The following is a 21,455-nucleotide window of genomic DNA, read 5'->3' as shown; positions in this document are numbered from 1 at the left end:
ACCATTCCGTCAGGCGGATGTTCACCCCCGACGGTGAGCGAACCCCTCGATGGGGCGTGAGGGGCGCGGAGGCGCGGGGCGCGGGGAGCGTGCGGGACACGCGGGCTGTGCCGTGTCCCTTACGGGTCCCCGGTCCCTTACGGGTCCAAGGGGCGGCCGGTCCCTTACGGGTCCCCGGTGTCCACCAAGGGGCGGCCGGTCCCTCAGGGGCCCGCGGCCCCTCACTGGTCATGGCCCCCCGCGTACACCGGCCAGCCCTTCCTGAGCCGCCGTCCCCTCACGGGCTCCCGCTCCCTCACGGGCTCCCGCCCCTAAAGCCCTCTCGCGTCCTCCTGCGGATAGCGGACGCCGATGCGGGTGCGGATCGCGTCGAGGGTTCGCATCACCGCGAGGGAGCCGTCGAGCGGGACGAGCGGGGACTCCGTCTCGCCCGCGCGCAGACAGCGCATCACCTCGGCCGCCTCGTGCCGCAGGGAGTGCGGGTCGTCGCCCGACACGAACTCCTCCGGTTCGTGGCCGTGCCTGCGCAGGGTGAAGCGCTCCGGGTAGAAGAAGCCGCGCGGGACGTCGATCCGGCCCAGCGAGCCCGTCACCGACGCCGTCTGCGGGGTGTCCGCCACGATCGAGCAGGACAGCAGCGCGGAGGCGCCGGTGTCCGCCCAGCCGAGGAGCACGCCCGTGTTCAGATCGACGCCCTCGGGGGAGAGCAGCGCGTGGGCGTGGACCGTGTCCGGCTCGCCCAGGAGCAGGTGCGCGAACGACACCGGGTACACCCCGAGGTCCAGCAGCGCCCCGCCGCCCACGGCCGGGTCCCGCAGCCGGTGGTCCGGCGCGAACGGGCCCGCGAGCCCGAAGTCCGCCTGCACCGTCCTGACCTCGCCGATCGCCCCGTCACGGACCAGTTCCGCGAGGCGGCGGACCAGTGGGCTGCAGTACATCCACATGGCCTCCATCAGGAAGACGCCCCGCTCGCGGGCGAGCGCGACGAGCTCCGCCGCCTCGCGGGCGTCGAGGGTGAGGGCCTTCTCGCACAGGACCGCCCGGCCCGCCGCGAGGGCGCGGCCCGCGGCCTCCCGGTGCGCGTGATGGGGGGTGGCCACGTAGACCACGTCCACGTCGTCGTCGGCGAAGAGCCCTTCCCAGTCGCCGTACGCCCGGGGGATGCCGAACCGGTCGGCGAAGGACTTCGCCGAGGCCTCGGTACGGGACGCCACGGCGACGACCTCCGCGCCGTCGAGCGCCAGCAGCTCGGAGGTGAACCGTTCCGCTATGCCGCCCGTCGCCAGGATTCCCCAGCGCACTGTCTTCCCCATGCTCCCCACCCGTCCCGCAGAGTTCCCGACCATGCCGGTCGAGCTGAGAGCATAGGCAAGGATTCAACGAATGGGAGCTGTCGATGCCGGAGAGCGGTAAGAACACGACGCCGGGACACATAGCCACCGCCGCCCCGGCCCCCGGAAGCCCCGGCGGCGAGGCGGCCGAAGCGCCCGGGACCACCGCGACCAGCGGGACGGCCGGGACCACCGCGACAGCCGGGACCACCGCGACAGCCGGTACCAGTGGGACAGCCACGGCCACCGCGACGGCCACCGCGACCACCGGGGGCCCCGCCCCGACCCTCCCCGCCCCCGCCGCCGCCCGCCGGACCGGCCTCCTCGTCACCCTCGTCCTGGGCGGGCTCACCGCCCTCCCGCCGCTCTCCATGGACATGTACCTCCCGGCGCTCCCGGAGGTCACCGGCGCGCTGGGCGCCCCCGCCGCCACCGTGCAGCTCACCCTCACCGCCTGCCTCGCGGGCATGGCCCTCGGACAGCTCGTCGTCGGCCCCATGAGCGACAAGTGGGGGCGCCGCCGCCCGCTGCTCATCGGCATGGTCGTGTACGTCCTCGCCACCGCCGTCTGCGCCCTCGCGCCCACCGCCGAACTCCTCATCGGCTTCCGGCTGCTCCAGGGCCTCGCGGGCGCCGCGGGCATCGTCATCGCCCGAGCGGTCGTCCGCGACCTCTACGACGGCGTGGAGATGGCCCGCTTCTTCTCCACCCTGATGCTGATCTCCGGGGTCGCCCCGATCATCGCGCCGCTCATCGGCGGCCAGATCCTGCGGATCACCGACTGGCGGGGCGTCTTCCACGTCCTCACCGTGATCGGCGTGCTCCTCACCTTCGTCGTCTGGCGCTTCCTCGACGAGACGCTGCCGCCGGAGCGCAGGCACGAGGGCGGGGTCGGCGGGGCCCTGCGCACCATGAAGGGCCTCCTCGCCGACCGGGTCTTCACCGGTTACATGCTGACCGGCGGGTTCGCCTTCGCGGCGCTCTTCGCGTACATCTCGGCCTCGCCGTTCGTCGTCCAGGAGATCTACGGTGCCTCGCCGCAGACCTTCAGCCTCCTCTTCGGCCTCAACTCCATCGGGCTCGTCGCCGTCGGCCAGGTCAACGGCAAGCTGCTCGTCGGCCGGGTCAGCCTCGACAAGGCCCTCGGCTGGGGCCTCGGCATCATCCTGCTCGCCGGAATCGCGCTGCTCCTGATGACCAGCGGGGTCTTCGGCGAGGTCGGACTCGTACCGGTGGCCGCCGGACTCTTCGTCCTGATGTCCGCGATGGGCCTCGCCATGCCGAACACCAACGCCCAGGCCCTGATGCGCACCCCGCACGCCGCCGGGTCCGCTTCCGCCCTGCTCGGCACCACGTCCTTCCTCGTCGGCGCGGTGGCCTCCCCGCTGGTCGGCATCGCGGGCGAGCACACCGCCGTCCCGATGGCCGTCGTCCAGCTGAGCTGCGGCGTCCTCGCCCTCGCCTGCTTCCTGGGCCTGTGCCGCCCGTGGCGGACGGCCCGCGCGAAGACCGCGACGGTGGCGTAGGCCCCCGGACGGGGGGCGGCCTCCCGCGGTTCGCACGCCTGGCCGCTCCCGTCCCACGGGGGCGGCCTCCCGGCCCTCCCGCCCAAGCCCCTACGCGGAGCCCGCCCCGCCCCTACGCGGAGCCCGTCCCGCCCGTGCGACGCGCCCGTGCCGGTGGCCCCGCCTAGACTGTCTCGGTGAACGTCTCCGCCCCCTCCGCCGACTCCCTGCGCGCCGCCCTCGCCGGGCTCCTCGACGGGCTGCCGCCCCGCCAGGCGGCCCAGGCCGTCGAGCGGCTGATCGCCAACTACCGGGGCACCACCCCGACGGACGCCCCCGTGCTGCGCGACCGCTCCGACGTCGCCGCCTACGCCGCGTACCGGATGCCGGCGACCTTCGAGGCGGTACGCGGCGCCCTCGGCGCCCTGCGCGGTGCCGCGCCCGACTGGGAACCCCGTACCCACACCGACGTCGGCGGCGGCACCGGCGCGGCGAGCTGGGCCGTCGCCGAGGCGTGGGGGGAGCGCCCGCCGCGCACCACCGTCCTCGACTGGGCCGAACCCGCCCTGGCGCTCGGCCGTGAACTCGCGGCCGGGGCCCTGGACGCCGAGTGGCGCACCGCCCGGATCGGCGGCGAGCTGCGCCTGGCGGACACGGACCTCGTCACCGTCTCGTACGTCCTCAAGGAACTCACCCCCGCCGACCGGACGGCGCTGGTGACCGAGGCGGCGCGGGCGGCCCGGACCGTGGTGGTCGTCGAGCCCGGCACCCCCGACGGGTACGAGCGGATCATCGCGGCCCGCACCCTCCTCGTCGACGCCGGGTTCACCGTCGCCGCGCCCTGCCCGCACAGCGGGGCCTGCCCGATCGAGCCCGGCACGGACTGGTGCCACTTCGCGGCCCGGGTCAGCCGGTCCTCGCTGCACCGGAAGGTGAAGGGCGGCTCGCTGCCGTACGAGGACGAGAAGTACGCGTACGTGGCGGCGACCCGGTTCCCGGTGGCGCCCGCCGCCTCCCGCCTCATCCGCAGGCCGCAGACCCGCAAGGGCCTGGTCCTGTTCGAAGTGTGCGGCCCGGACGGACTCGCCCGCGAGACGGTGACCAAGCGCCACGGCCCGCTCTACAAGCGGGCCAGGGACGCCGAGTGGGGCGACGCGTGGCCGCCGGAGGACACGGACTGAACCCGCCGCCGCCCGGGCCACCGCCGGAACTCACTTCCCGGCGGTGAGTTCCAGGCAGGCGGGGAGGGCGCGGAAGGCGCGTCCGACGTCCCGCAGCAGGGCCCGTCGGCCGCCCCGGCCGCCGGTGCCGACCCAGTCGCGGGCGGCGATGTCCCAGCCGGTGGCCGCGAGTTCCGCGAGGACCCGGGGCCTGGGGTCGTCCGGCGGCAGCCCGAGGGCGGCGGTCAGCAGGTCCCCGGTCCGCCGGGTGCCCCCGGCCCGGTGGAGCGCCAGGGGGGCGAGCAGCGCGGGTTCCCGGAGGGCGAGCCGCCGGGTGGCCGCGTACCGTCCGGCCCACTCCGGGCCGAGCGCGGTGACCGCCGCGCACAGGGTCTCCCGGAGTTCCCCGAGGACCGGGCCGGACAGGGCGCGGCGGCCGAGGGCGGCGACGAAGGCCGACCACAGCTCGGCCTCGGCCTCGGTCGCGGCGGCCTCCTTCGAGGGGAAGGTGCGGAAGAAGGTGCTCTTCGAGACCTCCACGGCGTCCACCAGATCGTCCACCGTCGTCGCGTCGAGTCCGCGCTCGGCGAAGAGGCGCAGCGCGGCGTCGGCGAGGGCCCGGCGGGTGCGGAGCTTCTTCCGCTCCCGGAGCGGCAGCGGTCGGGCGTCGGCGGGGACGGGGGGAACCATGGCCGCACCCTATCCGCGACGAACGCCCCTTCCACCCCCCTGACCTGGGAGATCGCCCGCGCGGGGAGGGGGCGGGTCCGCCCGTCCCCGCGCGGGCGGATGTCCTACGGGCGCAGCTCCTGGGTGCAGCACTTCACGCTGCCGCCGCCCTTGAGGAGTTCGCCGAGGTCCATCCCCAGGGGGGTGAAGCCGCGTCGGCGCAGCGGCTCGAAGAGGCCCACGGCCGCCTGCGGCAGCAGCACGTGGCGGCCGTCGCTCACCGCGTTGAGCCCGAGGGCCGCCGCGTCCTGCGCCGACGCGATCAGCGCGTCCGGGAAGAGCCGGGCGAGCACCGCGCGGCTGCCGGGCGAGAAGGCGTCCGGGTAGTACATGACCTCGTCCGCCGCGTCGTCCAGGACACACAGCGCGGTGTCCAGGTGGTAGTAGCGCGGGTCCACGAGGTCCAGTCCGACGACCGGGCGGCCGAAGAACTCCTGCGCCTCGCCCTGGGCGAGCGGACTGGAGCGGAAGCCGCGCCCGGCCAGGATCCAGGAGGCGGTGACGGCGAAGTCGCCCTCGCCCTCGTTGACGTGCTCCGGGACCCGTACGGCGTCGTCGGCCCAGCCGTTCCCGTGGAACCACGCCAGGTGCCGGGCGGCCTCCGCCTCCCGCTCCGGGTGGGCGAACCGCGCGCCGAGCACCCGGCCCCCGACGACGGTGGCGCCGTTGGCGGCGAAGACCATGTCCGGCAGTGCGGGGTCGGGCGCGAGCAGCTCGACGGTGTGGCCGAGCGTCCGGTAGCGGTCGCGCAGGTCCTCCCACTGGGCGAGGGCGAGCGGCAGGTCGACCGGTTTCGTGGGGTCCATCCACGGGTTGATGGAGTACGTCACCGCGAAGTGCGTGGGTGGGCACATCAGGTAACGGCGGGGCGAGGACGCGCGCGGGGTGGTGCGCAAGGAGGGCTCCTCACGGACGTGCGGACGGTGGGGCCGGTGGGCGGAGGTTCCGCCGGATCGGTGGACCCCATGGTCCGCCTCCGGAGCCGCGCGCGCTGTGGACCGTTCGGGTGGTTCACTCCCCACCCGCGCCGGTACGGGACCGGGCCCCTCACCCCGTACGGGACCGGGCCGTCCGCGCCGGTACGGGGCCGAGTCCCCTGACCTGTATGGGGGTCGAGCCCCTTGACCTGTACGGGGCCGAGCCCCCCCGGTCGGCAAGGGACCGGCTCCGCCCGTACGGCGACGGCCCACCGCCCGTGAGGCGGGTCACCCCACCCGTACGGCATCGGCCCCCACCGGTACGGCATCGGCACCCCACCCGTACGGGTTCGCCCTCCCCGTACGGGGTTCCCCCGCCCCTACGGGTTCCCCGCCCACCCAGGCCCATCCAGGCGAGACGGCGCGTCTCGTTCGCTGGTAGATTGGCTTCATGTCCGACACCAAGGCCCCCGACGCCTCACGCCGCAGCGAGCGTTCCCGGCGTGCCATCTTCGACGCCGCCCTCGCGCTCGTCTCCGAGAGCGGCTACGCCAAGACCACCGTCGAGGGCATCGCCGCCCGCGCGGGCGTCGGCAAGCAGACCATCTACCGCTGGTGGCCCTCCAAGGCGGCCGTGCTCCTCGACGCCTTCCTCGACCTCCAGGACCGGGCGGCCGAGGCCCACGGGGACGCCGGGAGCGGCATCCCCGACACCGGGGACCTCGCCGCCGATCTCCGGTACGTCCTGCGCGCCACCGTCGACGAGCTGAACGACCCCGCCGTCGACGGCCCCACCCGTGCCCTCGCGGCCGAAGGGGTCGTCGACCCCGAGCTGGGCGCCCGCCTCACCGAAGCCCTGCTCGAACCCCAGCTCCAGCACTACGTCCGCCGTCTGGAGACCGCCCGGGCCGCCGGTGAGATCGACCCGGACGTGGACCCGCGCACCGCCCTCGAACTCCTCGTCGGCCCGCTCCACCACCGGTGGCTGCACCGCACCCTGCCGCTGACCCACGCCTACGCCGACTCCCTCGTGGACCTCGCCCTGCGCGGCCTCGCGCCCAGGCCCTGACGCGTCTCGCGGTACCCCGGTTCCGCACTCCGGTCACCCGGGGCGCAGGATGGTGGGACCATGGGCAGAGCCGAACGGGCGAGCATGAGGTGTGAGGGGATAGATGGGCGACGGCATCGGCCGCTACCGCGGCACGGAGAGCAGACTCGCGCAGTGGCTGCGCAGGCGCCCCGGACGCACCCCGGCCGACGACGGGAACGACCGCGAGAAGCTGCTCCTGGCCGTCGCCGCCGCGGGAATGCCGCTGGCCCCCGCCGCGTACCCGGTCGGCTACAGCTGTTCCTGTGAGCGGATCGGCTGTCCCACCCCCGCCCGGCACCCCGTCTCCTTCGCCTGGCAGACGCAGTCGACCACCGACCGCGCCCAGATCGAGCGCTGGGCGCGCAACGAGCCCGAGGCGAACTTCATCACCGCCACCGGCATGGTCCACGACGTCCTCGACGTGCCCCTCGCCGCGGGCCGCGCCGCCCTGGAACGACTGCTCGCCGAGGGCGTCGAGGTCGGCCCGGTCGCCGAGTCCGCCGACCCCGACACCGTCGGCGGCCGGATGCTCTTCTTCACCGCGACCCGGGGCACCCCCGAGGACGAGGACGAGTGGTGGCCGTGCGAGCTGGACTGCCACCCGGAGACCATGGACGAGCATCCGGGGCTCCGCTGGCACTGCCGGGGCAGCTATGTGCTCCTGCCCCCGGCCCGTCTCCCCGGTGACGAGAGCGCCCACCCGGTCGTCGCCTGGCTCCGGGGCCCCGAGCACCCGCTGCCCGACCCGCTGAACCTCCTGGAGACCCTCCAGGACGTGTGCGCCCGCCATGTCGCCGAGCGCGAGGCGGACGGCGACGGCGAGCACCCCGACCACGAGATCGCCTGGCCGCTGACCCGCTGACCCGCTGACCCGCTGACCCGCCGACCCCCTGACCTCTGCCGGGCCCGCCGACCCTCGCCGGGCCCGCCCGGCGCGCACGGTCCGGCCGGTGAACGGCGGCCGTCGCTACGAGCCCTGCGCCCCCACCACGCCCTGGAGCCGGGCCAGGACCGTGACCCCGTCGTGTTCCCGGCCCGTGCCGCCCGCCGGACGCACCAGGGCCACCTGGTCGGAGACCCACTCCTTGGTGACGGTGTTCCTGACCTGGCCGGTCAGCAGCGCCTTGACGTCGGGATCGACCTTCGGCCGGTAGCCCGCCGCCGCCGTCTGCCGCTCGAAGGACCGGGTGGAGAAGAAGACGAACGCGCCGCCGTCCTTCGTCCGCAGCCCGAACGGGGTGAAGTCGCCCCGGTCCGTGACCCGGTCCAGATACTGGGTGGCGAGCCCCGGCCGCCGGGCCGCGCTCTGCCGCCGCTCCCGCAGCAGGGACGTGTGGGGCCCGGCGGCGAACGGCCCGGGACCGCCCTTCTGGAGGGCCGCGACGTACTCCTCGCCGAGCTTCCCCGGCGCGACCGCCAGACCGTCGGCGTCCGCCGCGACCGGCACCGCGAACCCGCCCTCCTCGGCGAACGCGGGCACCTGGGACGGCCCGAGGATCACCAGATGCCCGGCCTCCCACGGCTGCCGGGGCCCGTTGCGCAGGAAGAGCAGCAGCCAGCGCTGGTCGCCCGCGCCCCGGTCGACGTCCGTGTTGGGATCGGTGTCCGCGACGAACCAGCGCGGCCAGCCCGCCTTGCGGGGCAGGACGAACCGCGCGTCCGTCAGTTCCAGGGGCCGGTGGCCCGTGTTCCCGCCCGGCTGGGTGACCGCCCGCGCGCGCAGCCCCGCCTGGTTGATCTCCCCCAGCGGACCGGTGACCCGGTTCGCGGACAGGGCGGGGTCGTTGGCCCTGTCGGCCCGGTTGTAGGCCGTGGTGAAGTCGGCGAGGGCCCGCGCCGCCTCGGCCTCCGTCGCCGGGGGCAGCAGCGCCAGCTCACCGTGGACGGTGACGCAGCCGCCCGCCGTCAGAGCCAGGACGACGGCCGTGGCCGCCGCGCCCAGGAGCCGTGTGTGCCGTCGCGCCGACGACCGCTCACGCGCTCGTTCCGGCGTTCGCCCCAGCCTCAGCCGTCTCATCGGTCGCCTTCTGCTTCTTCACCCGCGCGGACGGACCCGACCCTATCGGGGCGAGGAACAGCGCGAGCGTCGGGACCAGATACAGCGCCCACACCGTGACCTGGAGGACCGTCGGGTCCGGCTGGAAGTTGAACACGCCCTTGAGGAGCGTGCCGTACCAGCTGTCCGGCGGGATCGTCGCCGAGATGTCGAAGGCCTTGTCCGCGAGCCCGCCGAGGAAGCGCGCCTCCTGGAGGTCGTGGACGCCGTACGCGAGGACGCCCGCCGCCACCACGACCAGCATCCCGCCGGTCCAGGTGAAGAACTTCGCCAGGTTGATGCGCAGCGCGCCCCGGTAGAACAGCCAGCCGAGCAGCACCGCCGTGAGCAGGCCCAGGAGCACCCCGGCCAGCGGCGCGTACGTCCCGTCGGAGGAGGCCCGTACCGACGCCCACACGAAGAGCGCCGTCTCCAGGCCCTCGCGGCCCACCGCGAGGAAGGCGGTGGCGACCAGCGCGCCCGTGCCCATCTGCAGGGCCGCGTCCAGCCTCCCGTGCAGCTCCGACTTCAGGTGCCGGGCCGTGCGCCGCATCCAGAAGACCATCCAGGTCACCAGGATCACGGCGACGATCGACAGCGAACCGCCGAGCAGTTCCTGCGCCTCGAACGTCAGCTCCTGGGAGCCGAATTCGAGACCCGCGCCGAAGGCCAGGGCGACGGCGACGGCCACCCCGATGCCGATCCAGATCGGCTTCAGGGCGTCCCGGCGGCCGGTCTTCACCAGATAGGCGATGAGGATGCAGACGACCAGGCTGGCTTCGAGGCCCTCGCGCAGGCCGATCAGATAATTACCGAACACGTCGGTGCTCCTTCTCCGTCAGCTCCGTCAGGAGAACAGCGCCCGGCCCCACCAGTCGTCCTTGTCCCGGACGCCCGGCGGGACCGCGAACAGCGCCGAACCCACGTGCTGGATGTATTCGTTGAGGGCGTCCGCGCGGGCCAGCGAGGTCTGCACGGGGATGAAACCGGTCCGCACGTCCTTCTGGTACGCCAGGAAGAACAGGCCCGCGTCCAGGCGCCCGAGACCGTCCGTGCCGTCCGTGAAGGAGTAGCCCCGGCGCAGGATCGTCGCCCCGGCGTTGGTGTCGGGGTGCGCCAGCCGGACGTGCGAGTCCGGCTTCAGCGCCTTCAGGAACGGCTCGTCGTGCTCCTTGGACTTGCCCACGGCCGCGCCCTCCTTCTTGTCGCGGCCGAAGACGTCCTCCTGCTCGACGAGCGAGGTGCGGTCCCAGGTCTCGATGTGCATCCGGATGCGGCGGGCGACCAGGTACGAGCCGCCGTCCAGCCAGGCGGCGGCGCCCCGGGCGCCCTCGCCGGAGACCCAGACGTGCTCGTCGAGCCGTTCCGTCTCGGTGCCCGCGATGTTGCGGGTGCCGTCCTTGAAGCCGAAGAGGTTGCGGGGGGTCTGGGCGTCCGGGGTCGTCGAGGACGTCTTGCCGAAGCCGAGCTGCGACCAGCGCACGGCGACCTTGCCGAAGCCGATCCTGGCCAGGTTGCGGATGGCGTGCACGGCGACCTGCGGGTCGTCCGCACAGGCCTGGACGCAGAGGTCGCCGCCGCTGCGGGCCGGGTCGAGGTTGTCGCCGGGGAACCGAGGCAGCTCCACCAGGGCGCCGGGACGGCGGTCCTCCAGACCGAAGCGCCCGTCGAAGAGCGAGGGCCCGAAGCCGAGGGTCAGGGTGAGCCGGGACGGCTTGAGGCCGAGGGCCTCGCCGGTGTCGTCCGGGGGAGCCTCCGGCAGCCCGCCGTACGCCCCCTCGCCGACCTCGGCACCGGCCGTCATCCGCTCGGCGGCCCTGGTCCAGTCCTTGAGGAGCCGGACGAGTTCCGCGCGGTCCTTCGTCGTCACGTCGAAGGAGGCGAAGTGCAGCCGGTCCTGGACGGCGGTGGCGATGCCCGCCTGGTGCGCCCCGTGGAACGGCACGGCCGCGCCGCTGTCGGCCACCGGCACCGGGGTCTCCCCCCGGTGGACCAGGGCGGCGGCGCCCCCGGCGACGGCGGCGCCGAGCGCGAGCCCGGCACCGCCCCAGCCGATGACACTGCGGCGGGAGGGCGCGGGAGCCCCGGCCGCCTCCGGCGCGTCCGCCATGCTTGTTTCGTCTGCCATATCCGCCATGTCCGGTTTTCCGTTCCCTCCGACCCGGCGACTACTTGACGACGGCGGCGGCGAGCTTGGAGAGCGGCTCGGCGAGGGCGTTGACGCCGTCGGACAGCTCCTTGCGCTCGGCCTTGCCGACCTTGTCGTACGAGGTGAAGTCGTAACCGCTCTTGTCGGCGCGGTACTTGTCGAGGAGCGTGTTCAGCGCGGCGAACTGCTTGTCGAGTTCCGCGACGAGCCCCGGGTCGTTCTTCTGCGCGACCGGCTTGAGCAGGTCGAAGGACTTCTGCGCGCCCTCGACGTTCGCCTTGAAGTCGACGAGGTCGGTGTGCGAGTAGCGCTCCTCCTCGCCGGTGACCTTGCCGCTGGCGACCTCGTCCAGGAGTTCCTTGGCGCCGTTGGCCATGGAGGTCGGGGTGATCTCGGCCTTGCCGACCCGCTTCACCCAGTCCGCGAGGTCCTTGTCGAGGGTGTCGGCGAGGGCCTTCTCTGCGGCGCCGATCTTCTTGTCGTGCCAGAGCGCCTTCTCCAGGCGGTGCCAGCCGGTCCAGTCCTTCGCCGGGTCCTGGCCCTCCTCCAGACCGTCCTCGCGGACGTCGACCTTGGGGTCGATGTCGCCGAAGGACTCCGCGACCGGCTCGGTGCGCTCCCAGCCGATGCGGGACTCCGCGTAGGCCTTCTTCGCGGCCTCGACGTCACCGGCGCGGACGGCGTCGGTGAAGACCTTCGCCTTGGGGAGGGTCGCCTCGGCCTGGGCCCGCACGTACTGGCGGTAGGCGGCGACGGCCGCGTCCATCTCGGGCGAGCGCTTGGTGCCCATGACGCCGCCGCCGGTGGCCCTGACCTGCTGGCGGATGCCGTCGCCCTTCATGCCGGGCTTGCAGGCGATCTCGTAGTCGCCTGCCTTGATCTCCGCGGTGAGGCTGGCCTTGGTGCCGGGGCCTATGTTCTCGCGCTCGGTGACGATCCGGTCGTCCGGGTAGAGGACGTAGACCTCGGTGATCTTGGAGCCCCGGTTCTCGACGGCGAGCTTGACGTGCCCGGCCGGGAACTCCTTCTTCGAGACCTCGCAGGAGTCGTCCTTGGCGACGACGGTGATCGTGCCGTCGCCCGCCTCCGTGCCGCTCTTCTGCGCGCAGCCCGTGACGGCGGCCAGAGCCGCCGCGGTCGCGGCGGCGGTGACGACGGAGAGACGGACGGCTCGCATGGGGACTCCAGGAACGCGGGACGGCTGAGGCGGACCTAACTTAACCGAGGCTTACCTGAGCCATACCCGCCCGTCCAGTGATTCACCTCTCAGCTCCGACAGACCGGACACGAGGGGATAACGGAGGTTCCACGGGGTCTTCATGGCAGGGTCAAGAGACGGTCAAGGGTAGGGGAATTGCCGGATATTGGGCGGATTTCGATTACTCGGAAGTACGTTTCGGTACGACGAGCGGAACGCCGGTCCCCGGGTGCGGGAACACCTCCACCGGCTGCCGGTACACCCGGCTCAGCAGCTCCGCGTCGAGCACCTCCGACGGAGGCCCCTCGGCCGTGATCCGGCCGCCGTGCAGCACCCCGATCCGGTCCGCGTGCGCCGCCGCGAGCCCGAGGTCGTGCAGCACGACCACCACCGCGTCCCCGGCCGCCGCCCGCTCCCGGCAGACCCGCAGGACCAGTTCCTGGTGCCGCAGGTCCAGGGCCGCCGTCGGCTCGTCGAGCAGCAGCAGACCGGTCCGCTGGGCGAGCACCCGGGCCAGCGCGACCCGGGCCCGCTCGCCGCCGGACAGCCCGGAGAAGGGGCGCCCGGCGAACTCCGCGACCTCGGTGGCCGCCATCGCCGAGGCGACGGCCGCCTCGTCCTCGTCCTCCCGCTCGGTGCCCGCCCAGGGCGCCCGGCCCATCCGTACGACCTCGCCGACCGGGAACGGGAAGGCGAGCGCCGCGGACTGCGGCAGCACCGAGCGCCGCAGGGCCAGTTCGGCGGGAGACCAGCCGCCCGCGGGGCGGCCCCCGATCCGCACCTCCCCGGCGGTGGGGGCGATGTCTGCGGCCAGCGCGCCGAGCAGGGTCGACTTCCCGGCCCCGTTCGGGCCCACCAGGGCCAGCACCTCCCCGGCCCGCACTCGGACGCCGACCCCGTCGAGCACCGCCCGCCGCCCGAGCGAGACCTGCAGGCCGACCGCTTCGGCGACCACCTCGCCGGGAGCGGCGGGGGAGGGCAGCGCACGCGGTCGCCGCTCGGGGAGCAGGGCGCGCAGCCGTACGGCCGCCAGGGAGGCCACGGACGCCTTGGACGCCTCGGCGGTCTTGGACACCTGGGGGGTCGTGGGTGCCGTGGGCGCCACGGCCGTCACGGATGCCCCGGGGGCTTCGGCCGTCGCGGTCGCCTCGGCCGTCCCGGTCGTCCTGGACGCTGCGGATGTCATGCCCAACCACCTTGCCTGCGACGGGTCCTGCGCAGCAGCCAGAAGAAGAACGGGCTGCCGATGAGGGCGGTGAGGACGCCCAGGGGGAGTTCGGCCGGGGCCGCGACCGTACGGGCCGCTAGGTCACCGGCGGTGAGGACGACCGCCCCGCCGAGCGCGCTGCCCGGCACCAGGAAGCGGTGCCCGGGGCCGTTCGCCATCCGCAGCAGGTGCGGGACGAGCAGCCCGACGAAGGTGATGATCCCGGCCACCGCGACCGCCGCCGCCGTGAGCAGCGCCACCACCAGGATCAGCGCGATCCGCAGCCGCTCCACGTCCACGCCCAGGTGCCGGGCGGGCCGTTCGCCGAGGGCGAGCAGGTCGAGCCTGCGGGCGTGGAAGGGGGCGACGGCCAGGCCGAGGAGGGCGCACGGCAGTACGGCGAGGACCTTGGGCCAGGTGGCCTGCGCGAGCGAACCGAGCTGCCAGAAGGTGATCTGGGTGACCTGCGCGTTGTCGGCGAAGAAGATGAAGAGGCCGATGAGGGCGCCCGCGAAGGCGTTGACCGCGATGCCGGTGAGGATCAGCGTCACCACTTCCGTACGGCCGCCGGAACGGGAGAGCGCGTACACCAGGAGCACGGTCGCGAGCCCGGCGACGAAGGCGCAGAAGGACACCGTCCAGTTGCCGAGGAAGCCGAGTCCCAGCGAGATGGCGCCGACCGCGCCGACCGCCGCGCCCGCCGAGATGCCGATGACGCCGGGCTCGGCCAGCGGATTGCCGAACACGCCCTGCATGAGGGCGCCCGCGCAGCCGAGCGAGGCGCCGACGAGGACGGCGAGGACGACCCGGGGGAGCCGGATGTTCCACAGGACGCTCTCGGCGGTCCGGTCGAGCGCCCGCCCGCCGAGTCCGATCCGGTGCTGGACGGAGGAGAGGACGTCGCCGAGCGGGATCTCGTACGCCCCGATCCCGGCGGAGAGCAGGGCGAGCAGCAGCAGGGCGCCGAGCAGACCGACGGTGAGGAGGGGCGCGGTGCGGCGGGCGGCGCGGCTCCCGGCGACGGGGTCCGTGGCCTTCGCCGTGGCCGGTACGGGGCCGGGGTCGGGGGCGTGGGTCTTCGCCGTGGCCGGGCCGGGGTTGGTGGTCTTCGCCATGGCCGGGCCGGGGTCGGCGGTCTTCGCCGTGGCGGGTGCGGGGCCGGTGGTCTTCGTCGTGGCCGGGGACGTCCCCGGCACGGCCGCCGTACCGGGTTCCGGCGGGGTCTCCTGGAGCGCGGTCACTCGGACTCCCCGTACAACTGGGCGACCAGGGACTTCAGGACCCGGTCCGTGCGCGGGCCGTAGTTGAGGAGGACGCCGTCGTCGACGCTGACGACCCGGCGGTCCGCCCCGGCGGGGGTCTCGGCGATGCCGGGGATCTTCACCAGGCCGTCGATCCCGCCGACGGAGCCGAGGCCCTTGCTCATGACGAGGATCGCGTCGGGCGCGGCCTTCGCCAGGGCTTCGCTGGTGATGGCGGTGAAGTCCTTGGTGAGACCGGACTCCTTGCCCGCGTCGACCGCCCCGGCGGCCTCCAGGAGGGAGCTCGCGCCGGACTCGGCCCCGCCGAGGAGGTAGACGGCGGCCGAGCCCCGCAGGTACAGGAAAGCCACCCGGGGGTGCTCGGCGCGGGCCGGGATCCCCTTCCGCACGGCGTCGATCCGCTCCTGGGTGCGCTTCTTGAGCGTCTCGCCGGAGCCGGGCACGCCGAGGGCGGCGGCGACCGCGCCGATCCGGGTGCCGACGTCCGCCAGCCCCTCGGCGGGGGCCACGACGACGAGCGGGACGCCCGCGTCCCGGATCTGGGCGATGGCCTCGGCCGGTCCCGTGGTGCCCTCGGCGATGACCAGGGTGGGCCGCAGCGAGAGCACGCTCTCGGCGGAGACGTCATGGGCCCGGGTCACCACCGGGAGCCCGTCGGCCTGTTCGAAGGTCGCGGTGACGTCCTTGGCGACGACCTGCCCGCCGAGGCCGAGGGTGAAGACGATCTCGCTGAGGGAGCCGCTGAGCGGGACGACCCGCTCGGCGGACGTGACGGTGACCCGGCGGCCGTCGGCGGAAGGGACGGTGACGGGGAGTCGGGGCGCGGCCGGGTCGGCGATCGGCTCGACCCGGTCAGGACCGGTGGAAGCCGGACCGGACGCACTTGCTCCGGTTCCGTTTCCCGCTCCGTCCGGGCCTGCTTGGCCGCTCCCTCCGCCACAGCCTGTTGCCGCGAGGGCAAGCGCGAGCACTGTTGTCAGTGCTCCCGCGAGGCGAGTTCTGCGCACCGGACACCGTCCTGTCTTCGTTCCGCTTCGTAGGGCCATGAGGTCGGTCGCCCCCGAGGGCTCCCTCCTGGACCGGATGTAGCTTAGGTTAGCCTTACCTCAGTTCCTAGTCCTCGGAGGGGTTCCATGCCGCTGCCCAGACCTGCCCGCGCGCTCGCCGTGACCCTGTTCGCGGCGCTGCTCGCCGCCCTCCTTCCCGCGGGTGCCGCCCACGCGGAGAGCCGTACGGTGCAGGGCGGACGGCTCGACTGGGGCATCAAGTCCTCCTTCCAGAGCTATGTCACCGGCCCCGTCGCCCAGGGCAGTTGGGGCCTCACCGGCGGAGCCGCCACGGTCGGCGGCAGCCAGTTCCGCTTCCACTCGGCCCAGGGCTCGTACGACCCCGCCACCGGCGCCTTCGAAGCCGCCTTCTCCGGCGGCGTCCGCTTCACCGGCCACCGCAAGCCCGACGGCGGCAACGAGCTGGACCTCAGCATCAGCCGCCCCCGGATCGTCGTCAGGGACGGCCGGGGCACCCTCTACGCGGACATGGTCAGCAAGGCCAAGGGCAGCGGCCGGACGACCGGTTCGGCCCAGGTCCCGCTCGCCACCCTCGCCGTCGGCGGCATCGACATGCGCGGCGGCGGCAGCCCCGTCTCCCTCACCGGGGTGCCCGCCACCCTCACCGCGCAGGGCGCCACCGCCTTCGCCGGGTACTACCCGGCGGGCACCCGGCTCGACCCGGTCAGCCTCACCGTCGACGTCAGGACCCCGAGGGCCACGGCCCCCACCACGGCGCCGACCACCGCCCCGCCCGCCCCGACCGGTTCCACGAGCCCCTCGGCCACCACGGCCCCCACCACCGGGAGCCTGCGCGCCGCCGCCGTGGACTGGGGTGTCCGCCGCACCTTCCGCGAGTACGTCACCGGCGCCGTCTCCCAGGGCCGCTGGACCCTCGCGGACGGCGCCCAGGACGGCGGCGCGCTCTTCCGCTTCCCCTCGGGCAAGGGCGCGTACGACCCCGGGAAGGGCACCCTCGACGCCGCCTTCGCGGGCAGCGTCCGCTTCACCGGTGCCCACCTCGACCTCACCCTCGGCAAGGTCACCGTGAAGGTCACCGGCGGCACCGGCACCCTCAGCGCCGACGTCACCAGCGCGGGGAGGACCGACCGGGCCGTCCCCCTCGTCACCTTCGCCGCCCGGAACCTCACCCCCGAGAACGGCCTCGCCGTCGTCACCGAGGCCCCCGCCACCCTCACCGAGGGCGGCGCCAAGGCCTTCGGCGGGATGTACAGGGCCGGGACCGCGATGGACCCGGTGTCGCTCGCCGTCACCGTCGACGCCCGCGCCGCCCTGCCCGCGCTCCCCGACCTCGGCAGCGACGCCACCCGGTCCGCCGCCCCGTCCGCCCCCGCGACCCCGGCGCCCCCGTCCGCCACGGCGGCTCCGGCGCCCGTCGCCGCCGAGGCCTCCGCACCGTCCCTCGGCCTGTACCTCGGGATCGGCGCGGGCGTCCTGCTCGTCGCCGCGCTCGGCGTCCTCGTCGCCGTACGCCGCCGTCGTACCGGCGGCGACGGCCCCACGGCCTGAGCCCCCCCCGAACCTCCCCTCCCGCGCACCCCCTTCGCACCCCGCGTCCCCCACTAGGAGAAACCCGTCATGGCCCTCCCCTTGCGCCGATCCGTCACCCTGGCCGCCGCCGTCGCCACGGCCGCCGCCCTGGGCGCGGGCGCCGTCGCCCTCGCCCTGCCCGCCGCGGCCGAGGGCGCGCCGCCGATGACGCTGGTCGACGGCACGCTCGACTGGGGCGTCAAGCAGTCGTTCCGCTCGTACCTCGCCCAGCCGTTCGCCCACGGCAGGACCACGGTCGGGGACGGTGCCCGTCAGGCCGGCGGCAACGGCGTCTTCACCTTCGTCGACGGCACCGGCACGTACGACACGGGCACCCACGGCACCGCCAACTCCTTCAAGGGCACGGTCCGCTTCGAGGCCCACCAGGGCGCCCTCGACATCCGCGTCTCGGACGTCAGGCTGAAGACGAAGGGCTCGGCCGCGCCGACCGGCGAGATCGTCGCCGACGTCGTCACCAAGGAGAAGGACGGCTCCTTCACCACCCACGACGACATCGACTTCGCGGCCCTCGACATGAGCCAGGTCAGGCCGGGCCGGGGCGCGGACGGCACCATGGTCTTCAAGGACATACCGGCGAAGCTGACGAAGGACGGCGCGGCGGCGTTCGCGGGCTTCTACAAGGAGGGTGACGCGCTGGACGCGGCGACCCTCACGGTGAAGGTCGGCGGTCGCCCGACGACCCCGCCGACGACCCCTCCGCCGACGACGGAGCCGCCGACCACCCCGCCGACCACGCCTCCCACCACCCCGCCGACGACCCCTCCGCCGACGACGGAGCCGCCGACCACCCCGCCGACCACGCCTCCCACCACCCCGCCGACGACGCCTCCGACCACGGAGCCGCCGACCACACCCCCCACCACTCCTCCGACGACGCCCCCGCCGACCACGGAGCCCCCCACCACACCGCCGACCACACCGCCCACCACGCCCCCGACCACGCCCCCGCCGACGACGGAGCCGCCCACCACGCCTCCGCCGACCACCCCTCCGCCCACCACGGCCCCTCCGACCACCGCCCCGCCGACCACCCGGCCCCCCGGCGCGGCGGTCAACGGCAAGCTGACCTGGGGCGTGAAGGAGAGCTGGCAGCGGTACGTCGGCCAGACCTGCGGCGGCAAGATCACCGCGGCCGACGGCGCTGAGCGGAACGGCGCCGCCTACGACTTCGGCTTCCTCAAGGCCGACCTCGACTCCGACGCCCGCAAGCTCGACGCCTCCTTCTCCGGCAAGGTCTCCTTCGTCTGCGACGGGCACGGCATCGACTGGACCGTCGGCGGCCTCAAGGTGAAGGCGTCCGGCACCACCGGCACCCTCCTCGCCGACGTCACCAGCGCACAGGGCACCCAGAAGGGCGTGGCCCTCGCCTCCCTCGACCTCTCGAAGGCCGACTGGGCCGCGGACAAGGGCGTCGTGACCCTCGCCCGCATCCCGGCGACGCTGACCGAGGCGGGCTCGGCGACCTTCACCGCCCCGGGCGGCCAGGGCGGCTACCCGGCCGGCACCGAGCTGGACCCGCTGACCGTCAGCGTCGCGCTCGACGACGACGCGAGCCTGCCCCCGGGCACCGGCGGCACGGACGGCTCCGGCGGCACCGGCGGTGACGGCACCTCCGGCGGCGACGGCTCCGCCACCACGGGCGGCGGGAGCTTCGGCGGCGGAACCGTCGGCGGCGCGGGCGCGGGCGCGGTCGGCGGCGGCAGCGTGGGCGGCTCCTCCCCGATGGGCGGCTCCGGCTCCCTCGCCGCCACCGGCTCGGACACCCCGGCCACCCTTCTCGTCGCCGCCTCCGCCCTGACCGTGGCGGCGGGCGCGGGCGTCGTCGTCGCCGTGCGCCGCCGCGCGCAGGGCTCCTGAACCACCACCCCGCCACGACAGGGCCGCACCCGTTCTCCGGGTGCGGCCCTGCCGCCTTCTCCTGGATGCTTCAATTCCGCCATGAACACGACCGCGTACGGCACCGCCACCGACATCGACGTCCTCCGGGTCTTCTGCGCGGGTGACGGCCGGTACGGCAACGCGCTCGGAGTCGTACGGGACGCCCGCGCCCACCCCGACGAGACCTCGCGGCAGGCGCTCGCCAGGGAACTCGGCTTCAGCGAGACGGTGTTCGTGGACGACCCGGAGCGCGGGATCGTCGACATCTACACCCCGGGACTGCGGCTGCCGTTCGCGGGACACCCGCTCGTCGGCACCGCCTGGCTGCTCGACCTGGAGGTCGTCCAGCCGCCCGCGGGCGAGGTGTGGGTGCGCGGCGACGGCGAGTTCACCTGGATCGAGGCGCGCGCCGAGTGGGCGCCGCCGAGGACCCTGCGCCAGTACGGCTCCGCCGCCGAGGTCGAGGCCCTCGCCGTGCCCGCGCCGGGGGAGTGGATCTACGCCTGGGCCTGGGAGGAGGAGGCGGCGGGCCGGATCAGGGCGCGGGCCTTCCCCGGGCGCGGCGACGGCATCGACGAGGACGAGGCGACCGGCGCGGCGGCGCTGCTGCTCACGGCGGAGCTGGGCCGGGCCCTGAACATCACGCAGGGCCGGGGTTCGCAGTTGCTCACTGCCCCCGGCCCTGACGGAATCGTGGAACTCGGCGGACGGGTCCGCCTGGAGGGAACGCTCACGCGCTGAGCGGGAACTCACCGCCGAGCTGCCCGAAGAGGGCGCTGTTGAAGTCGAAGGCGCGCTTGCACTCGTCGACGATCCGCTGCTTCTCCAGGTCGTCGGCGTCCACCCCGTCGAGCAGGTCCCGGTAGGCGCGCTTGAACGCGGCGGGGTTGGCGATGCCCTCGAAGACGTAGAAGCGGACGCCGTCGCCCTTGCGGTCGAAGCCCCAGGTGCGCTCCGCCTTGTCGCGGATGATCTGGCCGCCCGACAGGTCGCCGAGGTAGCGGGTGTAGTGGTGGGCGACGTATCCGGCGGGCCAGTCGCGGGCGCACTCGGCGATCCGCTCGGCGTAGGCGACGGTGGCGGGCAGCGGGGAGACCCCGGCGCGCCAGTCGGGGCCCCGCAGATGGGCGAGGTCCCGCTCCAGGGCCTCGGTGCGGAACAGCTCGGGCTGGACGAAGGGCCCGGCGACCGGGTCCGTGCGCAGGGCCTCCGCGCCCTCCTCCAGGGCGCGGTACACGAACCACAGCTGCTCGGTGTAGCGGGCGTAGGCGTCGACGGCGAGCCGCCCGCCGAGCAGGTCACCCATGAAGGACGACGTCTCCGCCTCGGTGTGCTGCGCGTGGGAAGCCGTGCGGATGAGCGTCGAGAAAGGGGTGTCCAAGACATGCCTCCGGGACCGATGGGACGGGAACCAGTGACGATCCTGCCAAGTTAGGCTTGCCTAAGTCAACTGGTTCCCGACGTCCTGTCGGTAAAAGAGGTACCCCGTGCGGAGGTCAGGGCAACGTCAGGATCTCGGCCCCGTCGTCGGTCACCACGAGCGTGTGCTCGAACTGGGCGGTCCGCTTCCGGTCCTTGGTCACCACGGTCCAGCCGTCGTCCCACAGGTCGTAGTCGTGGGTGCCCAGCGTCAGCATCGGCTCGATCGTGAAGGTCATGCCCTTCTTGATCTCGGTGGTGTGGTGGGGCGAGTCGTAGTGCGGCACGATCAGGCCGGAGTGGAACGACGAGTTGATGCCGTGCCCGGTGAAGTCCCGCACGACGCCGTAGCCGAAGCGCTTGGCGTACGACTCGATGACCCGGCCGATGATGTTGATCTGACGGCCCGGCCGCACTGCCTTGATCGCCCGGTTCAGGGACTCCCTGGTCCGCTCCACGAGCAGCCGCGACTCCTCGTCGACGTCGCCGCAGAGGTAGGTGGCGTTGTTGTCGCCGTGGACCCCGTGGATGTACGCGGTGACGTCCAGGTTCACGATGTCGCCGTCCCGCAGGACGGTCGAGTCGGGGATGCCGTGACAGATGACCTCGTTGACCGAGGAGCACAGCGACTTCGGGAACCCGCGGTAACCCAGCGTGGACGGATAGGCACCGTGGTCGCACATGAACTCGTGCGCGACCCGGTCGAGCTCGTCGGTGGTGACCCCCGGAGCGATGTGCTTGGCGGCCTCCTCCATCGCCTGGGCGGCGATGCGGCCGGCGATCCGCATCCGCTCGACGGTGTCGGAGTCCTGCACCTCGGGCCCGGTGTACGGGGTCGGGGCGGGCTTCCCGACGTACTCGGGGCGGCGGATGGAGCCCGGGACGGAACGATGGGGGGAGAGTTCCCCCGGTACGAGAAGCGACTGGCCAGACATGTCAGCGAGTCTAACGACCGGG

19 protein-coding genes are annotated in these 21,455 nt (G+C 74.1%); 7 read left to right on the top strand and 12 right to left on the bottom strand.

All coding sequences use genetic code 11. From position 1 onward, the window contains the following. Nucleotides 1-311: 311 nt before the first annotated feature. A complete protein-coding gene (locus ACFXGN_RS09480) occupies nt 312-1,313 on the bottom strand; it encodes a Gfo/Idh/MocA family protein (protein ID WP_384855639.1) in 1,002 nt (333 codons plus the stop codon). A gap of 83 nt (nt 1,314-1,396) precedes the next feature. Between ACFXGN_RS09480 and ACFXGN_RS09475 the strand changes: the two genes are divergently transcribed. Together ACFXGN_RS09475 and ACFXGN_RS09470 are read left to right on the top strand one after the other, a co-directional pair. Further along, complete coding sequence (locus tag ACFXGN_RS09475) at nt 1,397-2,857, top strand: Bcr/CflA family multidrug efflux MFS transporter (protein WP_384855637.1); 1,461 nt, start codon at nt 1,397-1,399, stop codon at nt 2,855-2,857. A gap of 176 nt (nt 2,858-3,033) precedes the next feature. After that, nucleotides 3,034-4,017 (top strand): small ribosomal subunit Rsm22 family protein, encoded by a 984-nt coding sequence (locus ACFXGN_RS09470; RefSeq protein ID WP_384855634.1) that lies wholly within the window; start codon nt 3,034-3,036, stop codon nt 4,015-4,017. A 30-nt stretch (nt 4,018-4,047) separates the two neighbouring features. Here the strand turns inward: ACFXGN_RS09470 and ACFXGN_RS09465 are convergent, their stop codons facing one another. After that, the gene (locus ACFXGN_RS09465) at nt 4,048-4,686 is read right to left on the bottom strand and encodes a TetR/AcrR family transcriptional regulator (protein ID WP_384855631.1); all 639 of its coding nucleotides are present in this window, start codon (nt 4,684-4,686) and stop codon (nt 4,048-4,050) included. Nucleotides 4,687-4,790: 104 nt separating this feature from the next. After that, nucleotides 4,791-5,621, bottom strand: a complete 831-nt coding sequence (ddaH, locus tag ACFXGN_RS09460; protein ID WP_384855628.1) for a dimethylargininase — start codon at nt 5,619-5,621, stop codon at nt 4,791-4,793. A gap of 472 nt (nt 5,622-6,093) precedes the next feature. On the opposite strand from ddaH, the gene ACFXGN_RS09455 reads away from it, so the two are divergent. Together ACFXGN_RS09455 and ACFXGN_RS09450 are read left to right on the top strand one after the other, a co-directional pair. Beyond that, nucleotides 6,094-6,711 (top strand): TetR/AcrR family transcriptional regulator, encoded by a 618-nt coding sequence (locus ACFXGN_RS09455; protein WP_384855625.1) that lies wholly within the window; start codon nt 6,094-6,096, stop codon nt 6,709-6,711. A 103-nt stretch (nt 6,712-6,814) separates the two neighbouring features. After that, entirely contained in the window at nt 6,815-7,594 is a 780-nt protein-coding gene (locus ACFXGN_RS09450; protein ID WP_384855622.1) for a bifunctional DNA primase/polymerase, read from the top strand. 105 nt (nt 7,595-7,699) lie between these two features. Here the strand turns inward: ACFXGN_RS09450 and ACFXGN_RS09445 are convergent, their stop codons facing one another. The 7 genes from ACFXGN_RS09445 to ACFXGN_RS09415 form a co-directional block, all read right to left on the bottom strand. Continuing rightward, nucleotides 7,700-8,749, bottom strand: a complete 1,050-nt coding sequence (locus tag ACFXGN_RS09445; protein ID WP_384855619.1) for a hypothetical protein — start codon at nt 8,747-8,749, stop codon at nt 7,700-7,702. Further along, entirely contained in the window at nt 8,706-9,587 is an 882-nt protein-coding gene (gene efeU / locus ACFXGN_RS09440; RefSeq protein WP_384855617.1) for an iron uptake transporter permease EfeU, read from the bottom strand. The genes ACFXGN_RS09445 and efeU overlap by 44 nt, the downstream gene beginning before the upstream one ends. 27 nt (nt 9,588-9,614) lie before the next feature. Beyond that, on the bottom strand, nt 9,615-10,895 hold the full coding sequence (gene efeB / locus ACFXGN_RS09435) for an iron uptake transporter deferrochelatase/peroxidase subunit (RefSeq protein WP_384855929.1): 1,281 nt from the start codon (nt 10,893-10,895) through the stop codon (nt 9,615-9,617). Nucleotides 10,896-10,935: 40 nt separating this feature from the next. After that, nucleotides 10,936-12,093, bottom strand: coding sequence for an iron uptake system protein EfeO (gene efeO, locus ACFXGN_RS09430; protein ID WP_384855614.1), 1,158 nt, complete (start codon nt 12,091-12,093; stop codon nt 10,936-10,938). 202 nt (nt 12,094-12,295) lie between these two features. Next, nucleotides 12,296-13,300 carry a heme ABC transporter ATP-binding protein gene (locus tag ACFXGN_RS09425; protein WP_384855612.1) on the bottom strand — a complete coding sequence of 335 codons (1,005 nt, stop codon included), beginning with the start codon at nt 13,298-13,300 and terminating at the stop codon, nt 12,296-12,298. Continuing rightward, nucleotides 13,297-14,436 carry a FecCD family ABC transporter permease gene (locus tag ACFXGN_RS09420; RefSeq protein ID WP_384855927.1) on the bottom strand — a complete coding sequence of 380 codons (1,140 nt, stop codon included), beginning with the start codon at nt 14,434-14,436 and terminating at the stop codon, nt 13,297-13,299. Before ACFXGN_RS09420 ends, ACFXGN_RS09425 begins: the two co-directional genes overlap by 4 nt. A 122-nt stretch (nt 14,437-14,558) precedes the next feature. Continuing rightward, nucleotides 14,559-15,629: a hemin ABC transporter substrate-binding protein gene (locus ACFXGN_RS09415; RefSeq protein WP_384855609.1), complete on the bottom strand. Its 1,071-nt coding sequence runs from the start codon at nt 15,627-15,629 to the stop codon at nt 14,559-14,561. A gap of 87 nt (nt 15,630-15,716) precedes the next feature. Here ACFXGN_RS09415 and ACFXGN_RS09410 point away from each other — a divergent pair, with 87 nt between their 5' ends. The 3 genes from ACFXGN_RS09410 (at nt 15,717) to ACFXGN_RS09400 (ending at nt 19,820) form a co-directional block, all read left to right on the top strand. After that, the gene (locus ACFXGN_RS09410; protein WP_384855607.1) at nt 15,717-17,159 is read left to right on the top strand and encodes an HtaA domain-containing protein; all 1,443 of its coding nucleotides are present in this window, start codon (nt 15,717-15,719) and stop codon (nt 17,157-17,159) included. A 69-nt stretch (nt 17,160-17,228) separates the two neighbouring features. After that, on the top strand, nt 17,229-19,058 hold the full coding sequence (locus tag ACFXGN_RS09405) for an HtaA domain-containing protein (protein WP_384855604.1): 1,830 nt from the start codon (nt 17,229-17,231) through the stop codon (nt 19,056-19,058). Nucleotides 19,059-19,139: 81 nt separating this feature from the next. Beyond that, nucleotides 19,140-19,820 (top strand): PhzF family phenazine biosynthesis protein, encoded by a 681-nt coding sequence (locus ACFXGN_RS09400; RefSeq protein WP_384855602.1) that lies wholly within the window; start codon nt 19,140-19,142, stop codon nt 19,818-19,820. Here ACFXGN_RS09400 and ACFXGN_RS09395 read toward each other — a convergent pair. Beyond that, on the bottom strand, nt 19,810-20,460 hold the full coding sequence (locus tag ACFXGN_RS09395) for a heme oxygenase (biliverdin-producing) (protein ID WP_384855599.1): 651 nt from the start codon (nt 20,458-20,460) through the stop codon (nt 19,810-19,812). The genes ACFXGN_RS09400 and ACFXGN_RS09395 overlap by 11 nt on opposite strands. Nucleotides 20,461-20,575: 115 nt before the next feature. Then, complete coding sequence (map, locus tag ACFXGN_RS09390; protein WP_351779760.1) at nt 20,576-21,433, bottom strand: type I methionyl aminopeptidase; 858 nt, start codon at nt 21,431-21,433, stop codon at nt 20,576-20,578. Nucleotides 21,434-21,455: the final 22 nt, after the last annotated feature.

The sequence above is a fragment of the Streptomyces sp. NPDC059247 genome, assembly GCF_042754005.1.
Lineage (GTDB): Bacteria > Actinomycetota > Actinomycetes > Streptomycetales > Streptomycetaceae > Streptomyces.
This window is presented reverse-complemented; position numbering and strand designations above follow the sequence as displayed.

Bases quoted from the DNA above. Each gene is read 5' to 3' on its own strand.
- ACFXGN_RS09425 (WP_384855612.1), bottom strand. From the start codon at position 13,300: ATGACATCCGCAGCGTCCAGGACGACCGGGACGGCCGAGGCGACCGCG.
- efeB (WP_384855929.1), bottom strand. From the start codon at position 10,895: ATGGCAGACGAAACAAGCATGGCGGACGCGCCGGAGGCGGCCGGGGCT.
- ACFXGN_RS09475 (WP_384855637.1), top strand. From the start codon at position 1,397: ATGCCGGAGAGCGGTAAGAACACGACGCCGGGACACATAGCCACCGCC.
- ACFXGN_RS09405 (WP_384855604.1), top strand. From the start codon at position 17,229: ATGGCCCTCCCCTTGCGCCGATCCGTCACCCTGGCCGCCGCCGTCGCC.
- map (WP_351779760.1), bottom strand. From the start codon at position 21,433: ATGTCTGGCCAGTCGCTTCTCGTACCGGGGGAACTCTCCCCCCATCGT.
- ACFXGN_RS09400 (WP_384855602.1), top strand. From the start codon at position 19,140: ATGAACACGACCGCGTACGGCACCGCCACCGACATCGACGTCCTCCGG.
- efeO (WP_384855614.1), bottom strand. From the start codon at position 12,093: ATGCGAGCCGTCCGTCTCTCCGTCGTCACCGCCGCCGCGACCGCGGCG.
- ACFXGN_RS09410 (WP_384855607.1), top strand. From the start codon at position 15,717: ATGCCGCTGCCCAGACCTGCCCGCGCGCTCGCCGTGACCCTGTTCGCG.
- ACFXGN_RS09420 (WP_384855927.1), bottom strand. From the start codon at position 14,436: ATGGCGAAGACCACCAACCCCGGCCCGGCCACGGCGAAGACCCACGCC.
- ACFXGN_RS09465 (WP_384855631.1), bottom strand. From the start codon at position 4,686: ATGGTTCCCCCCGTCCCCGCCGACGCCCGACCGCTGCCGCTCCGGGAG.
- ACFXGN_RS09455 (WP_384855625.1), top strand. From the start codon at position 6,094: ATGTCCGACACCAAGGCCCCCGACGCCTCACGCCGCAGCGAGCGTTCC.
- ACFXGN_RS09480 (WP_384855639.1), bottom strand. From the start codon at position 1,313: ATGGGGAAGACAGTGCGCTGGGGAATCCTGGCGACGGGCGGCATAGCG.
- ACFXGN_RS09445 (WP_384855619.1), bottom strand. From the start codon at position 8,749: ATGAGACGGCTGAGGCTGGGGCGAACGCCGGAACGAGCGCGTGAGCGG.
- ACFXGN_RS09450 (WP_384855622.1), top strand. From the start codon at position 6,815: ATGGGCGACGGCATCGGCCGCTACCGCGGCACGGAGAGCAGACTCGCG.
- ACFXGN_RS09415 (WP_384855609.1), bottom strand. From the start codon at position 15,629: ATGGCCCTACGAAGCGGAACGAAGACAGGACGGTGTCCGGTGCGCAGA.